This window comes from Pukyongia salina (genome assembly GCF_002966125.1).
Classification (GTDB): Bacteria; Bacteroidota; Bacteroidia; order Flavobacteriales; family Flavobacteriaceae; genus Pukyongia; species Pukyongia salina.
This window is the reverse complement of record NZ_CP027062.1, coordinates 2520215-2533531: the sequence shown is the minus strand read 5'-3', so window position 1 is coordinate 2533531 and position 13317 is coordinate 2520215. Positions and strand designations below refer to the sequence as shown.

Genomic DNA, 13317 nt, shown 5'->3' with positions numbered 1-13317 from the left:
TGGGAGCCGCTTTTTACGTTCTGTCGTAGAAGCAACAGCGGTTCTCGGTAAGGGGTAAACTTTTTTTTCCTATCTTTAATTAACAACTATACGAACCCAGTTAAAATGACCTTATGAATACATCCGATTTCTATTTCGAGCTTTCCGCAAATGGAGAGCAAACTTCATTCGAGGCGGTAGACGGAGTTTCCACCGAACCAGTACTGAAACACACACTGCAACCAGGTGAGCATCCTTTTAAATATCGATTGCCTTCCCTGCCAAAATCCAAGAGCATCGTATTGAAGAAAGGGAGATCGCAAACGGGTTCAAAGCTCATTCAATGGTGTTCACCACCCGCTGCGGAAAATGCAGGTCCGGAAAAAGGCAGAGTATCACTTTTTCTGAAGGACGCCTCAGGGAAACCCCTTGTGGAATGGACCTTACACAGCGCTTATCCTGTAAGTCACCATGTAAAAAAAGCTGAAGGAAAGTCGCAAGCCACCGAAATAGAGGATCTGGAATTAGGATATTCCTTCTATACCTTTGCCAAAAGATAGTGTGGATCTAAAAACGGCCAATTAAATTTATTATTAACAAGTCATCATTATGAAAATAGGAATTCTCGGTTGCCTCCTACTCTGTATTGCTATTCAGTTTCCACTCTTCGCACAAAAAGCCCAGGAAGCAGAAAAAGAAGTTAATACCCAGGTTTGGCAGGCGTTTAAAACTGCATACGAAGCCAGGGATTCTGAAGCCTTTAAGGCCATACATACCGATGATATACTTAGGGTGAACGACGGTGGGATAAAAACAGCCCCCGAATACTTTGCCAGTATTGATTCGTGGCGTACATCCGAGGGCACAAGTATCACCATCGATTTTGCTTTCGAGAACAGGCAGTATAACGCCAATACCGGATACGAAACCGGCTATTATCGCGTGATCTACACTCGTGAGAATGGAGAAAGTACCAATTATTACGGGCAATTCCACGTTGTTTTAAAGAAAGTAGATGGTAGATGGAAGATCGCACAAGACTTCGACACAAGTACCATTGGTGGCAAAAATGTTGATGGTTCGTTCTTTGAAGGTGCTACCTTGTTAGAACTGAACTAAATTGACTAGCCAGATATTTATTGCTATCTTCCATGCCGTAAATATATTAAGCCCAAAATCATGAAGACCTTCTTTACCCTGCTTTGCCTGTTTTCAGGTATCACAGTTTTACCCCAAAGTAGTTTTATGGCTCCCGCCGAAAACCGGCCAATCAACAACCGGGGCGTGGTCACACCTATTGTCGCGACCATTGGTTATCAAGGCTATGAAGAGACCCAGGAATATTTTGGTGAGGGAGAATACGAGATCTTTTTAGATAATGTAAATGGAGTTCTGGATAAACCCATTATCGTCCTGGATGGTTTCGATCCCGGCGATAGTAGGGATATCGCAGGGCTGTACAACAGTTTAAGTTTTGGAGGTGAAAACCTGGCAGATATAGTAAGGGATGAAGGTTTTGATATAGTTATTCTGAATGCGCCTATGTATTCCACCGGAGGTAAGGACATAGATGGCGGTGCCGATTATATACAACGCAATGCCATGGTCCTTATTGAAATGATCAACTTACTGAACGACCTCAAAGTTGGCGATGAAGAATTGGTGGTGCTGGGCCCGAGTATGGGCGGCCTTATAGGACGCTATGCTTTGGCGTATATGGAACAAAACAGCCTGGAACCTGAAACACGACTGTATATCTCCTTCGATTCACCACACCGTGGTGCCAATATCCCTATTAGTTTACAATATCTCATTAATTACCTGGCAAGACAGCTTGGCGATGCCGATGCGCTTGCCATCGTGGAAAATGTACTTAATTCACCTGCGGCAAAGGAAATGCTGTACGATCATCTACTCGCTCACCTGCAGGCGGGATCTGATTATTTGCAGGACCCCAACAAATTACTACCAGAAGGTGCCCCTAATTTCAGGGATGCCTTTCAGGCCGAACTGGATGCACTCGGCTTTCCACAGAACGTTCGTAATGTAGCCATGGTAAACGGTAGTTCCCAGGGGAATACCACAGGAACCGCAGGCATGCTGGTGGTGGATACAACCCTCGATCTTGGCTCCGGTGCCACGGCCGATGTAGTACTGCATTTTACCCCGGAAGCGAGCATGACGAATAATGTTACCAGTTTCGATAGCTTCTTGTTCGGATTTCCGGTGGATAGTTTCGATGCCGAAGCCGAGGCTTTTGCGTATACCGATGGCGTAGACGCGTCTCCCGGAGGCACATCTAACATATCGGCCGCTTTAGGTGGTGCTGGCGCTTCTAACCCCGTTATCGTATCCTTTATTGCGGCTCTCAACCAGGACGATTATTCCTTTATCCCGGTGATAAGCAGCCTCGCCATAGATAACGAAGACGACTGGTTCGCGGCACCCGATATCGGAGGTGTACATTCCTCCCCTTTTGTGAATACCTATATCCCTTCGGAAAATGAGTCGCACGTCATGGTGACTTCAGAAAGTGCACAATTTGCTCTTGATGAGATTAGAAATGGTGGCTTAGGATTTTCAGAAGTAATACTTCAGAAAAAATATCAATTGATCGAAAACCCGGTAAAACAGCACATACTTTTGCAATTGGATCCTTCCTTCGATTATGGTGAGCTTAATATTTCTGCATTTACGGTTTCAGGAAAACAATTATTTTCTGAAACCTATAATCGGCCAACCGATCGTATTGCGATTGCCCAACAGCTGGATTCAGGCATCTATTTTCTAACGATCCAGGACCAAACAGGCGTTTATAGTTTGAAGTTTGTTGTTCAATAATAGAAATAGCTTCATTTTAATTAAAGTATCCCCTTAGGAACTCTCGAATACGATTTCTTTAATTTTCATTATCTTTCTGATAACTAACTAATTAAATATCGTGTCATGAGAAGTTTTGTACTATCAGCATTGCTATGCAGTTTTATCACTTTACCCCTTTCTGCACAAAATCAGCCGGATCTTAACGAATTACTATCAAGATTGAATGAAAACCATTTTGGAAGTGTTTCCGATGTATTCACTCCGGAGGAATTGGATGTCTTGACCGCACATTTCTATCAAACCATAAATACTCCTGTAACCGAATCGGTCCTTCTAGACCGCCGGGGTTCTTCTACCCAGGCTGTGTTACCGGTTACGGTAGTACAGATACTTCCCGATGACCTTTCACAACTTGAAAATTTGGGTCCTTCCTCACTTTCCGACTTTGAAGGTGCCGGAATTGCTATAACGGAGGTAAATACCAATGTGATAGTGAATAATTCCAATCGCATCTACATTCGCGGGATCAATAATAATGTCTACATGGATACAGGTGTAAACGTAAATGTAGCACCTAATGAAGCGATCGTGGGCCTGGAACGACTTTCTAATGGCGATATATACGCAATTGGAACCAACGGAATGAATAGCAGCCACCTGTACAAATTAGATCCTATGACCTGGGGCACAACCATGATTGGCGGTAATAATGGCCTTACCTTACCTCTCAGCCTTGGAAGGGGTCCCGCAGACCAACTGGTAGTGCTGGACGGTGACGACGACAATATATATGGGGTGGATGCCGCTTCTGGTGTGGTTAATTTAATAGGCCCTTCAGGCTTCGATGCTAATTTTGGACAAGGAATGGCTTTCGACCCGGTGACAAATACGACCTTACTTTCAGCCTTTAACAATACTACTTTCGACTCTGAATTACGCTCGCTGAATATTTCCACAGGATTGACCTCTTTGATAGGGACCATTACACCGGGAACCCTGGACCAATTTGGATTTACCGATTGGTTCGACCAGGACCTGCTGGGTTCTTCGACCGAAGTATTCGACTCCTTCCGGTACTATCCCAATCCAGCCCACGAAGTACTTAATTTGAATGCCGGAGTACAGATCGATCGTATTGCAATTGTGGATATCACAGGAAAACAGGTGATGCAGCAGGCTATCGATGCTCTCAATGCCGAGATCAACATCGCAGCGTTGAGTGAGGGAATGTATATACTCAATGTCCAGATTGACGGACGTAGCGCGGCGTATAAGTTCGTGAAGGATTAAAGCGACTTGTCTGTTCGAGTGTTTTTCGTCGCAAAATGTATCGAGAACTGCAAGTGCTTCAATTACAATTATCAATAGATCAAAAAATAAATAATGATCAAATCTCAAATTTCAATTTTGCGTAATTGAGCATTGAAATTTATTTGTGATTTGGTGCTTGGTAGTTGAAAGTTATTCACGTTTTGGTGCTTGAGATCTAGAATTTCCACTAGTATGCCTTTAAACCTTTAGCCATCAACACGTTCAATTACGCATAAATACGTATTTGAATGGCCCGTGGTAAGAGGTATCTTGAAAACGCATTTAAGTAAAAGCGTTTGAAAGAAGGTGTAGACAAATCGCCACAACAAAAGCTACAAACCCCTGTTGCACCTCAAAATGAGGTTAGCGATGGAGGTGAGCAATTATTTCAGTTTAAGGATAAGCGTTCAATTTCTCATAATGTAGAAGTACTTCAGAAAAAAGCTGATGGATTTTGTGGAAAGAGCGATACCGCACAGCTACAGGGTCTCGCCAATAATTATTCCAATGCGGTAGTTCAGCCCAAAAAAAACAATACAGGATTACCAGACGGGCTAAAAACAGGTATAGAGAGTTTATCGGGAATCTCCATGGACGATGTACAAGTACATCGCAATTCCGGTAAACCTGCGCAGCTCAATGCTCACGCCTATGCACAGGGAAACCAGATTCATCTGGCCCCCGGACAAGAAAAGCACTTACCACACGAAGCCTGGCACGTGGTACAGCAAAAACAAGGCAGGGTGAAACCCACCAAACAGCTAAAAGGAACCAAGGTAAATGATGATAGTAGCCTGGAAAAAGAAGCTGATGTGATGGGGGGGAGAGCGAATTCGTCTAACGTAGAACAGATTACTTCCATCCCATTAAACACTTCATCCCACAATAAGAACGTAGGGGCGGTAAACGCACATTTTGGGGTAACACAACGAAAAATTGGTATGGAAATAGAAGTTCAAGCCGACATAGTTAATGGCACGGTAAGACAGCATGAAGAGGATGATCCACTTTTATCCCACAGTTCACGAAGAAAAGGGAAACAGAAAGCTCTGGAGCAATATGACGATTTTGAACCTGTATATGGCAAACCATCATATAATGATACTAATGTCATTACAACTCAAAATACCTTAACCAAAGGACAGGAAATCTACAGAGGTAATGGTTGGAAGTTAACCCCGGATGGCCATCCACCACAAAGTTGGTATATCGAATTTATCACCGATGCGGTAGACGAGGCAATAAATCCAGATGATCTGGAAGGTATAGTTAGTCGGATTCAAGGTTACTATGAACAGATAATAATGCCATTGGGAAGAAATAATTATACGCAATTAACACCAAATATCGCCATTGGATGGTTTCATCGAGATGCAGAACCTTCAGGTAATATACAAGTAACAGGAGGTGTAAGACCAGATCGAATATTCGAAATAATGGAACGTATAAGCAAATGGCCGGTTTATGGGCAGAACGAAAGTTGGTCGTCTGATGATGACGAAGGAGGTTTGGATGATGAAGAAAGTAAATCACTCGTTATGGATCCTGATCTATCAAAAATAATTGGAACGGCCGTGACTAATGCAAAGACTCAAAGTGTAAATCCTAATTATAGAGGATTGGTCGCATTGTTGGCTTCCTATGTGGCTGGACAACAGCTTGCGCAAGGCCCCTTACCTACTGCCAAGCTCAATGTCCCTCTGTTAAGCAGGAGTAAACTAAGAAATTTAGCCAAAGCTGCACCAATAAACAATGTGGCAACCTTTATTGGGGATGTATTAGAATCTGCAGGCTTGGATCGTGGCTCTGGAAATACACCTCTATTTCCGTCGGGTCTTAATGTCCCAAGAAGAAGCAATAGAACCATCGAACGCGACGATACAATTACCGTTGCTAATTGGATAAGGAATATAGTTAGCCCCGGGCTTTCTTTCGAGAAGACCTGGACTGACAATAACATGAAAATGGAAAAAGTGGGACCTGTTTCTGGAACTATATGCTGTTGTATCCCTGTACGAGAAAAAGGCATCGTGTTGGAAATTCGAGCATTTAGTCCTCATGATTATGGGGTCCCTATGAATGAGTGGCCTAAGTTTGCTCGCGAAATCACAGCTGCTTTTATTGCAGTAAATCGCTTAAATAGAGATGGTTGACAATAAATTGAATTTAAACATAATTAACTATGAATTATGAATATTCAAATTAGTACAATGAATAATTAAAACTTGAAGCAATGCGACATACTCCACATAAATCAAATGAAAACAGGAAATCACAATTACCCAATACTACATCCTTAGGAATATCAAAGCATGATGACCATCGTCCTGAAACAGTTCAGCTAAAGAGATTGCAACAATTGTCAACTTCGAAAAAATTATCAATCAAGGAAAGCGTTGGAAATACTGGAATCTTTCAACTCCAATATAACTTAAAAAGTGGCATGGCATGGGAACGTTTTAATGTGGGAAGAGCGCAAAATGCGGGAATTAATAATGAAGCATTTTATGAAGATGCGCGAGACAATGTACAGGTGCATTTTCATGTGAATGGCAAGGTCCCGCAACAAAATGAATTTGAATCCTTTACGGCAACCTTTATTGCTGAGGACAAACGATTTAGAGGATCAAGCATAAAATATCATTATGAAAAAGACGCTGATGGAGAGTGGAAGTGGGACCATGAGCCACCAGCAGCCTGGAAAGATAAAGCTGAAGAGGAAGCCAAAGACCGATTTGAAAGATTTTTGAATTATGAAGGATAAATTTAGAGATTCAGAAATTCAGATTTACCATTTAAATATTTACACAAGCGCAAGAGAAAAATTATGTTGTTATCTAAATAGTACTTTTAACCCTCCACTCACCTCTCACCCCTCACCTCGCTGCCTAAGGAAAAGAAAAAATTATTACCTTTAATAACGTATTCTCCCCTCATTGCTTCACCCCGCTCCGGCGGTGGCGAAACAGTAAGGGGATTTTTATATCTATTTACCATGGCAAATAAAGTTACATTTCCTAGTAATGCGGACGACAAAGACAAACTCACGCGCCAGCTGGAAGAGCTGGACATGAGCCTGAACGACACCGAACGCCTGCTGTTAAATCTTGCCCGACTGGCAAAAAGCATGGCGAAGAAGGCCTTAGACCATACCGACTATATTTTCGACATTGATGTAAAACGCCAATGGCAGATTGGTTTTAATAACGACCGCTTTTTAAAGCGATGGTTTGGAGAAGTGAAGAGTAGTGGTAAGGCGAAAAATGTTCGCAATCGGTTAGAGAAACTATACAAACGTACCGAGAAAGGAATCACCATGAATGTTAAACCAAATAACGATAAGGAATCGAATGCACGTAATTATGGATGGGTTTTTACGCCAAGAGGCATGCAGGTGTTCCCTAAGTTATTCGAACGTTTTGAAGACAAAAATGATAAGATGGCAGCAACGTTACTGCATGAATTGATGCATGTTTGGTTCCAGGATAAAAAAATAAAAGGCCAAAAGGTGAATGAAGGCTCAATTGCATTGAAATTGGCTTTGCATAATCCCGGAGAGGCACGCCGCAGCCCTGACAACTATGAACACTATTGTTTAATAGTATGGCGGGATGGGTGATATCATGGTTGAGGGAAACCGTAAGGATAACTTTGAATGAATGTTGAAATTTACGAGGAATAATCAATGAAAGGGAATTTTAATGAATTGGGGACCGGATAATGATGGATCTTAGATATAATCTATAATATAGTACGTATAACGCTCTAGAAATAATACATGAACCAATCTAAAATTATGACATCAATAGGATTTAATTTCACATCATCAGACATTTATTTCGTCGTTGTTGATGGAACTACTACTGCGCCAAACTTAATTTCTAAAAACAAAATAAGTCTACCCGCAAATCATAGTATTCCAGAAACGGTAGATTGGTTTGAGAATGAACTAACCGCAATTTTAAATAACTTTAATCCCGACAGAGTTAGTTATAGATTGACAATTAATAACGTTACCAACAATTATGTTCATTGTGTCTATTATGCACAAGCAGTTTTAAACTTATTATGTCATAGACGCCAAATAGATATTTGTCACACATCACCTGCCTCAATAAGACCAAATAAATTTAATCAACCGAATGGCACCAATCTTGACCAATATGTTGATAATGTTTTGGGTACTCACCCACCATATTGGAATAGGAATATGCGGAATAGCGCATTAGTTGCGATGCTACAATTATAAAAAATGGATATAGGAAAATTTACAACCATTGGATTTATTGGAGGTGGGAATTTCGGAAAAGTCTTCCGTGCAAAAGACAATCTTTTAAATGTTGAGAGAGCCATCAAGCTTATTAGCGTTCAAAACCCTCAAGAATTTATAAATGCAATAAACGAGGCACAAATATTAGAAAAATGCCGACATAGAAATATTGTAGACATTAAAGAAATTGATATTCATCAAATTCACAATAATCTTGTTCCTTGTATCGCAATGGAATACTTATCAAAAGGTAGTGCACAAGGGTTTTTAGAGAAGAACTTTGTTACAGTTAAGAAAGCAATAAAAATAACATCTGACGTTCTATTTGGACTTGAACACGCACATAATGAAGGGATATTTCATAGAGATATCAAACCTGGCAACATCCTTTTCAGCGACAACTTAACTGCTAAACTTTCTGATTTTGGACTTGCTTATGGTTTAGCTAATCAACCTTTTGCTTTTGCTGGGTATAATTCTCATCTTCCACCAGAAGTCTTAGAAGGTGTTGAACAAGATGAGCTAAGTGATATTTATTCTTTGGGTATTACCTTTTATAGACTATTAAATAATATAAGGACTTTGAATGTTCCATATGCAAACGATGCCGATTGGTTAAATGCAGTCAAACGCGAAAAATTTCCGAAAAGAGAATTTCAACTGCATATACCAAAATCTGTTTTAAGAGCTGTGCGGAAGTCTATGAAACCAAATCGAAATGATAGATATAAAACTTGTCTTGAATTTAGACAAGCTTTACAAAAAATTAGATTAGCAGTAAATTGGTCTTATGTTTCTGATGGTCATTGGAGAGGTAAATGTGGGAATGATAATTATGAACTAATAAGATATAGCAAACGAACAGGTTATTTCATAGATTTTAAAAAAAACGGGCGGAGAGATAACAAACATTGTTGTTCGCAAATACCAGATGAAATAACTGCGAAAAAAGAGTTTTTTAAAATAATCCAAGAAACAACATTGCGGATATAAGTTCTAAAATTAACTGCGTTTATAAAAAATAGCGGTTTAATCGTTTAAAAGAAGCATAAAGAATAAATTAAAGGTCAAGTATAATCCGAAAAGTATGACATTAAATTCGCTAATTTTCATATACAAGACCGTTGGTGATAACTTATATAAACCCATATAATAATATGTCTAGAATATTTATATCACATTCTTCAAGAGACACTGAAAGCATAGATTTTTTTAATAAGATATTCTCAACTTTAAAGGTATCTGCAATCTACGAGGAGTACGATCAGCAAGAAGGCCGTCACATTAGCAATCAAAAGATTAAAGACGATATAGAATCTTCTTGCGCATTATTCGTATTACTAGATGAGCAAATCGAGGATTTAAAACATACCAGGGATTGGATTGCTTGGGAAACTGGTGTTGCAAAAGGATTAAACAAAAAGGTATTTGTCTTCGAAAAGACTAAGGACACGGGTAAATTGGGAATTGTAATTCCACATTTAGATCATTTTATTGTTTACGACCCGAATAATTATAACTGGAGAAATTATCTTAAACCAATAATTCAAAGTTTTGATAACACCAGTACTGTAACAACAGTCGCATTGAGTTCAGCTGCTGGTGCGGCATTAGCCGAAGATAAATGGACAGGTGGCCTCATAGGACTAGGGATCGGGTTATTTTTAGCCAACGGTAATAAGGATAAAACCTTCGGAGAATCAGTTCAATGTTTCAAATGTCGACTAACTTATTTTATTCATGTTTCTCCTGGGCAGTTATTCCGATGCCCTTCATGCAATCAAATGTATCAACAAAGATTTTGAAGCTTTGGCTATGCATTACGAATTCATGATTACCTAAATTCATACCTCATTCACCCTAAAAATTTCCCAAACCGCCTACCCATACGTAACATTTCCCCAAAACCCGAGTCTAATGTTCCATTAGACTTTAATTATATACGTATGAAAACTAAAATCTTCACGCTGCTGGCCGCTATCTTCCTGGTAACAAGCTATACCTATGCCATCGTGCCCGGCGACCCGGCCATCTCAACTTCTTCTATTGTTACCCATATCGACCTCAGTGCGGTGGTGGACGATAAAGTTCCGGTTACCGTTAACCCCGACCGATTTACCTCCGAAAAGGCTACCTATCGCCTCCCAAAAGTAGTGCAGGGAACCTATGCCGTGGGTGATTTTGGGAGATATATAGACGATTTTAAAGCCGTAGACTACAAAGGCAACGAGCTTACCGTAAACAAGACCGATACCAATTCCTGGGAGATCAGTAACGCCGCCGAGCTGGATTATATCACCTATTACGTAAACGACACCTTCGATGAGGAGGTAGTAGGCGGTATTGGCGGGGAAGTACCCTTCTCCCCTGCAGGAACCAATATAGAACCTAATAACTATGTGCTTAACCTGCACGGTTTTATTGGTTATTTCGATTCTCTTAAAAATGCGTCCTACTCCCTGGACGTTACAGCCCCTGCTAGTTTTGTACGTACTTCTGCACTGCAGCAAACGGCCCAAAAGGAGAATGTGGAGGCCGGTACGATAACCACAAGCTATTATGCGCCCCGTTATTTCGATATTACAGACAACCCAATGATGTTGGGGGATCTAAGCGTGGAAGAATTCGACCTCAGCGGGATCAAAGTTGTACTTAGTGTCTATTCGCCCAACGATATGCACTCGGCCACCAGCCTGAAGGAAACCATCTATACCATGATGCAGGCACAGAAAGCATATCTGGGGGATCTGGATAGCACGCCGCGTTACGATATCTACCTATACCTTAGCGCCGGTACCCCGGAGTCGCCCAAAGGATTTGGCGCCCTGGAGCACCACACCTCTACCGTTGCGGTAATGCCGGAACAAATGCCACCTGCTGCCCTGGCGAAAAGCATGGTAGAACTTGTTTCCCATGAGTTCTTTCATATCGTGAGCCCTTTGTCTATCCATTCGGAAGATGTGCATTATTTCGACTATAACGATCCTTCCTTCTCCAAACACCTTTGGATGTACGAAGGCGTAACCGAATATTTCGCCCATCTGTTCCAGGTAGACCAGGGATTGATTCCGGAAGAAGAGTTCTACAGCAATATGATGAACAAGATCCAGGTATCCCGCCAGATGAACGACAGCCTCAGCTTTACCGAAATGAGCGAGAATGTGCTGGTGGAGCCGTATGCCCAGCAATACTACAATGTATACCAAAAAGGAGCACTTATCGGGATGTGCATAGATATCCTTATGCGGGACGAAAGTGATGGGAATCGTGGTATCCTTTCACTTATGAAGGAACTATCTAATAAATACGGGAAAGACCGGCCCTTTGAAGACGATAAGTTATTCGAAGAAATTACTCAAATGACCTACCCCTCTATTGGAGAATTCTTCGAAACTCATGTGATTGGCTCCACTCCTATCGATTATAACCAGTTCTTCGAAAAAGTAGGTCTGGAGATCGTTAGCGGAAAGATAAAAACAGATTATATACAAAATGCCGGTGCTCTCATTGTAGACGGTGACCCAATACGCGGGATCTTCTTCAACGACCAGGTAGCATTAAACAGCTTCTGGGCCGAAAACGGAGCCCAGCCCGGAGATATTATCAAGGAAGTAAATGGCACCCAACTTACTTTACAAAACGCGAACGAAGTATTGCAGAACGTATTTCTCTGGACCCCGGGGACGGAGGTTAGTGTAAAACTTGAACGCAATGGAGAAGAAGTACTTATAGAAACCACTACCACCCAATCGTATACCGAAGGAACCCAGCTACAGGAAATGGAAGATGCGACGGAAGCGCAAATAACACTACGCAAGGCGTGGCTTAAAGGGTAATGTAATAACAAGTTAAAAAACCCGCCAAATGGCGGGTTTTCTTTTTATAATCATATTTTCTTTTATGCATTGCCTTCTTACTCTCTTCATTTTCTTTATTCACGCGCTACTATTGTTTTAGGAATTCATGAATGCTTCGCATTTGTCTTGCCCAATACGGAAGGTTAATAAGCATTAATTAGATTTTTTAATCATATTTTCTTTTTTGCATTGCCTTATTACTCTCTTCATTTTCTTTGTTTGCCCAAAGAAAACGAAGCAAAAGAAAAGGCACTTCGCTGAGGAATTTTTTGCCTTCAGCAAAAACCGCTCGAAAACTCCGCGTCGCTTCGCTCCTGAATCTCGAAGTTTTCTTCGCATATTCTGCACCGAAGACTTGCAGGGCTACGCCCTGACTTTTGTGAATTTAAGTAGATTCTTCTTTCACTTCTAACTATTCACCACTCACGCTTAACAAATCACAATTCACAATACCCAAAAAACAAATAATAATCAATGATCAATATTCAATTTTCAAACCATTGGTTATTGGAATTTATTTGAGATTTGGTACTTGGAAGTTGGAATTTATTTGAATTCTGGTGCTTGTTATTTGATTTTTCAATTTCTGCCCTGGGCTTTTCTAGTTTAGATTAAGCTTCAATTCACCATTCCCTCCTAACTCCTCGAAGGAAACACTCCTGATAAACAGATAATATAATTCAACCCAATTCCCGGAGTGGTTCTGGTTCGGGATGCCGAGGTATGAGAGGATTCTCCACTATTGCTTGAAACAGGCATACCTCCAAATTTTTGCCCTAAACGTACTTCGTCCAGTCCAGGCCCGCGCCGTGGTCCTACGGCAGTTCTACCCCTTAGGTCGGGTAATCCAAATGTGGTTCGGCCGTCTCCTCCATAGGTGGTTCCCAGGATGGAAAATAGTGCTGTATTGGTTGAGATAGCCAAGAGCTGCCCATCACAAAATGCCCATCCGCGTGGCGCAAAATTACCGGCAAATAGCCGAACTTCTCCAATAAAACCCTCCTGTGCATAAGTTCCAAGGGAAATGAACAGGAAGAAAACGGTGATAAGAATTGTTTTTTTCATTTCTAATTGATT

General features: G+C 41.1%; 12 protein-coding genes. 11 read left to right on the top strand and 1 reads right to left on the bottom strand.

What is annotated here, in order from left to right; genetic code table 11:
- Nucleotides 1–113 precede the first annotated feature (113 nt).
- The 11 genes from C5O00_RS11440 (at nt 114) to C5O00_RS11395 (ending at nt 12219) form a co-directional block, all read left to right on the top strand.
- Nucleotides 114–539, top strand: coding sequence for a phage tail protein (locus C5O00_RS11440; protein ID WP_105216985.1), 426 nt, complete (start codon nt 114–116; stop codon nt 537–539).
- 49 nt (nt 540–588) lie between these two features.
- A complete protein-coding gene (locus tag C5O00_RS11435; RefSeq protein ID WP_105216984.1) occupies nt 589–1098 on the top strand; it encodes a YybH family protein in 510 nt (169 codons plus the stop codon).
- A 60-nt stretch (nt 1099–1158) separates the two neighbouring features.
- Entirely contained in the window at nt 1159–2820 is a 1662-nt protein-coding gene (locus tag C5O00_RS11430; RefSeq protein WP_105216983.1) for a T9SS type A sorting domain-containing protein, read from the top strand.
- 105 nt (nt 2821–2925) lie between these two features.
- A complete protein-coding gene (locus C5O00_RS11425; RefSeq protein ID WP_105216982.1) occupies nt 2926–4092 on the top strand; it encodes a T9SS type A sorting domain-containing protein in 1167 nt (388 codons plus the stop codon).
- 317 nt (nt 4093–4409) lie between these two features.
- Nucleotides 4410–6266 carry an eCIS core domain-containing protein gene (locus C5O00_RS11420; protein ID WP_105216981.1) on the top strand — a complete coding sequence of 619 codons (1857 nt, stop codon included), beginning with the start codon at nt 4410–4412 and terminating at the stop codon, nt 6264–6266.
- An 80-nt stretch (nt 6267–6346) separates the two neighbouring features.
- On the top strand, nt 6347–6877 hold the full coding sequence (locus tag C5O00_RS11415; RefSeq protein ID WP_105216980.1) for a hypothetical protein: 531 nt from the start codon (nt 6347–6349) through the stop codon (nt 6875–6877).
- Nucleotides 6878–7108: 231 nt separating this feature from the next.
- A complete protein-coding gene (locus tag C5O00_RS11410) occupies nt 7109–7732 on the top strand; it encodes a M35 family metalloendopeptidase (RefSeq protein ID WP_105216979.1) in 624 nt (207 codons plus the stop codon).
- Between the two features lie 159 nt (nt 7733–7891).
- Nucleotides 7892–8362, top strand: a complete 471-nt coding sequence (locus tag C5O00_RS14500; RefSeq protein ID WP_212390050.1) for a hypothetical protein — start codon at nt 7892–7894, stop codon at nt 8360–8362.
- Nucleotides 8363–8365: 3 nt separating this feature from the next.
- Nucleotides 8366–9376, top strand: coding sequence for a serine/threonine-protein kinase (locus tag C5O00_RS11405; RefSeq protein ID WP_105216978.1), 1011 nt, complete (start codon nt 8366–8368; stop codon nt 9374–9376).
- 164 nt (nt 9377–9540) lie between these two features.
- Nucleotides 9541–10188 carry a hypothetical protein gene (locus C5O00_RS11400; protein ID WP_158676841.1) on the top strand — a complete coding sequence of 216 codons (648 nt, stop codon included), beginning with the start codon at nt 9541–9543 and terminating at the stop codon, nt 10186–10188.
- A 141-nt stretch (nt 10189–10329) separates the two neighbouring features.
- Complete coding sequence (locus tag C5O00_RS11395; protein ID WP_105216976.1) at nt 10330–12219, top strand: M61 family metallopeptidase; 1890 nt, start codon at nt 10330–10332, stop codon at nt 12217–12219.
- Between the two features lie 657 nt (nt 12220–12876).
- Here the strand turns inward: C5O00_RS11395 and C5O00_RS11390 are convergent.
- Complete coding sequence (locus C5O00_RS11390) at nt 12877–13305, bottom strand: phage tail protein (protein ID WP_105216975.1); 429 nt, start codon at nt 13303–13305, stop codon at nt 12877–12879.
- Nucleotides 13306–13317 lie beyond the last annotated feature (12 nt).

Coding starts and splice junctions, on each gene's coding strand:
- C5O00_RS11440 (WP_105216985.1), top strand. CDS start 114: ATGAATACATCCGATTTCTATTTCGAGCTTTCCGCAAATGGAGAGCAA.
- C5O00_RS11435 (WP_105216984.1), top strand. CDS start 589: ATGAAAATAGGAATTCTCGGTTGCCTCCTACTCTGTATTGCTATTCAG.
- C5O00_RS11430 (WP_105216983.1), top strand. CDS start 1,159: ATGAAGACCTTCTTTACCCTGCTTTGCCTGTTTTCAGGTATCACAGTT.
- C5O00_RS11425 (WP_105216982.1), top strand. CDS start 2,926: ATGAGAAGTTTTGTACTATCAGCATTGCTATGCAGTTTTATCACTTTA.
- C5O00_RS11415 (WP_105216980.1), top strand. CDS start 6,347: ATGCGACATACTCCACATAAATCAAATGAAAACAGGAAATCACAATTA.
- C5O00_RS11410 (WP_105216979.1), top strand. CDS start 7,109: ATGGCAAATAAAGTTACATTTCCTAGTAATGCGGACGACAAAGACAAA.
- C5O00_RS14500 (WP_212390050.1), top strand. CDS start 7,892: ATGAACCAATCTAAAATTATGACATCAATAGGATTTAATTTCACATCA.
- C5O00_RS11405 (WP_105216978.1), top strand. CDS start 8,366: ATGGATATAGGAAAATTTACAACCATTGGATTTATTGGAGGTGGGAAT.
- C5O00_RS11400 (WP_158676841.1), top strand. CDS start 9,541: ATGTCTAGAATATTTATATCACATTCTTCAAGAGACACTGAAAGCATA.
- C5O00_RS11395 (WP_105216976.1), top strand. CDS start 10,330: ATGAAAACTAAAATCTTCACGCTGCTGGCCGCTATCTTCCTGGTAACA.
- C5O00_RS11390 (WP_105216975.1), bottom strand. CDS start 13,305: ATGAAAAAAACAATTCTTATCACCGTTTTCTTCCTGTTCATTTCCCTT.